The organism is Rhodopirellula maiorica SM1, assembly GCF_000346295.1.
Taxonomy (GTDB): Bacteria; Planctomycetota; Planctomycetia; order Pirellulales; family Pirellulaceae; genus Novipirellula; species Novipirellula maiorica.
This window is the reverse complement of sequence record NZ_ANOG01000611.1, coordinates 1-2,238: the sequence shown is the minus strand read 5'-3', so window position 1 is coordinate 2,238 and position 2,238 is coordinate 1. Positions and strand designations below refer to the sequence as shown.

Here is a 2,238-nt window from a genome sequence, read left to right as displayed (position 1 = left end):
GAACCTACGATTTATGAGTTGCTAAAAGTCTGGCTCCACTCGCTTCCGCCGGGCTTGCCCCGGTCGGTGCGACAACTGGCTGCTACCTGGCAAGCCGCCCGGTCGAGCTTGCACGTCAAATCTAGCGTCGACCGGACGGCTCGCGCCGAACCGCTAGAATCGGATGAGTGTTTATCGCGGTGCGGCGCAAGCCCAATGCCATCTACTTTGGCAACCATTAGGGGATGCTCAAGTAGTGGGATTCGCCAGAATTCCCATCTTTGCTGTTGAAACACCAGGAACTCTGGCGAGTCCCACTACCAAAGTAGATGGCATTGGGGGCAAGCCCGGCGGAAATACGTGACTTCCGCAACTTGTAAATCGCAAGTCCTAAGCGAAAGGTGACTATGAACCGTTTTCGGACAGAGCCTAGCGAACGGGCCGGCTATTCGATGCAGCGTCTTGGTTTCGTCGCTCGTACCCTTGCCACCCACATTGAGTACCACTGGCAAGTGGTGGAGCACGCTTCGTGATAAACTTCACAAAGGGGCGGAATTTCGCTTTGTTTGAATGTGGCGGAAAAATAGTTGCCTTTGGTGGCTCTGTAACGTAAGATCAATTGTAAGCAATCCGAAGCGACTACGGCTCGGTTATCGGTTTCGGATTACTTATCACGGCCGCCCACTTCGTGTTCGCATTCAAATGATCGCGTCGAGGGACCACATCGAGGGACAGAGTACCTGTTCGGCTGTGACGTCTTTTCATCTGAGTGAATTTATTTGGCTGGCCCCGAGCCGACAGCCGCAACTGCGGTCGGCTTTGAGAGTGCCGTCAAACGCCCTTCTCTGGCCGACTTCGATCGGAGCGGTTTGACTCGTCGAAGCAAACGCCGAGCATCTCGCACTTAACTCATGGAAGATTGAGTTCGCCACAGCGGCTTCTATTAGGGAGTTTCAGCCATGGGCCACATGCTGCAAGGGAATCGAGCGTATCCTGATCCGGATGATCGTTTGGGATCCATCGAGGCACGTCTAGATGCAAGTGTCCTTCGCATTGCCGAAGAATCTTTGCCCGGCGTCGATCAATCCGACACGTCATCGGAGATCCCCAGCGGGATCGAGCACTACAGCGGTGTTCCCGCGTTTGGTTTACTACGGCATGCAGCGGACGTGGTCCCGGATTGCACCGCGGTGATCTATGGCAACATGACTTGGACGTACCAGGCGCTCAATCATGACGCGGTACGCGCGGCGGCTCTGTTGCAGCATCTTGGCATCAAAAAAGGGGATCGCGTGGGCGTGCTGCTGCCCAACGTGCCCGAGTTCATCATCGCCGTCAACGGCATTTGGCGTGCCGGGGGAATTGCGGTCGCGCTCAGCCCACTGATGGTCGAAGACGAGGTCGCTGAAATTGTTCGCAGCACCGAGTGCAAGGTGGTGATTACCTTGGACATGTTGGCGCAGATGTTGGTCGATTGCGAATCCGAATTGACAAAGACTTTGTACGTTTCGATTCGAGAGCATCTGCCGTCGCTAAAACAGCTCGGGTATTTGTGGGCGCGTCATCAACGCACCGGCCAATGGTCGTTGCCCAGCAACGAATCGCATGCTTGGTTTTGGGAAGAATTGAAGGGACTGCGTCGCGAATGGAAACCGGTTGAGATCAGCACTGAAACAGATCCGGCTTACATCTTGCCGACCGGAGGAACGACGGGGACGTCAAAATCGGTCACACTTAGCCATCAAAACATGGTCGCCAACGCGTGGCAGCAATATGAATGGACCCATCGATCGTTTGCGGCCGAGACGATGATCGCGGTGTTGCCGTTTTTCCACAGTTACGGCGTATCAGCAATGGTGCTCGGCGGGGCGGCAATGGGAGCCACATTGGTGCTGCACCATCGCTTCAATGCTCGTCAAGTGATTCATTTGATCGAGACGAAACGGCCTACGGTGTTGCACGCGGTGCCAACGATGTTGGTGGCACTAAATGACCGCCTGAGTGAGTATCCTGCGGATTTGAGCTCGATTCGTTGGGTGATCTCCGGAGGCGCGCCGTTGGATGCGACCGTCGGTGAAACGTTTAGCAAACACAGCGGGGCCTTGGTCGTCGAAGGCTTTGGGCTGTCCGAAGCCTCGCCGGTAACGCATGTTGGCGATCTGTTCGCCGATCCAAAATATGGAACGATCGGATTGCCGCTGCCTGAAACCGAATGTCGCATTGTCGATCCCGACGGCGGAATCGATGACATCGGAGATG

Annotated in this window: 1 protein-coding gene; it reads left to right on the top strand. The window is 55.5% G+C overall.

Features of this window, described 5'->3' with window-relative positions:
• Positions 1–938 precede the first annotated feature (938 nt).
• Positions 939–2,238, top strand: a 1,300-nt coding sequence (locus RMSM_RS19515) for an AMP-binding protein (RefSeq protein ID WP_008699992.1), incomplete at its 3' end; no start/stop codon positions are given.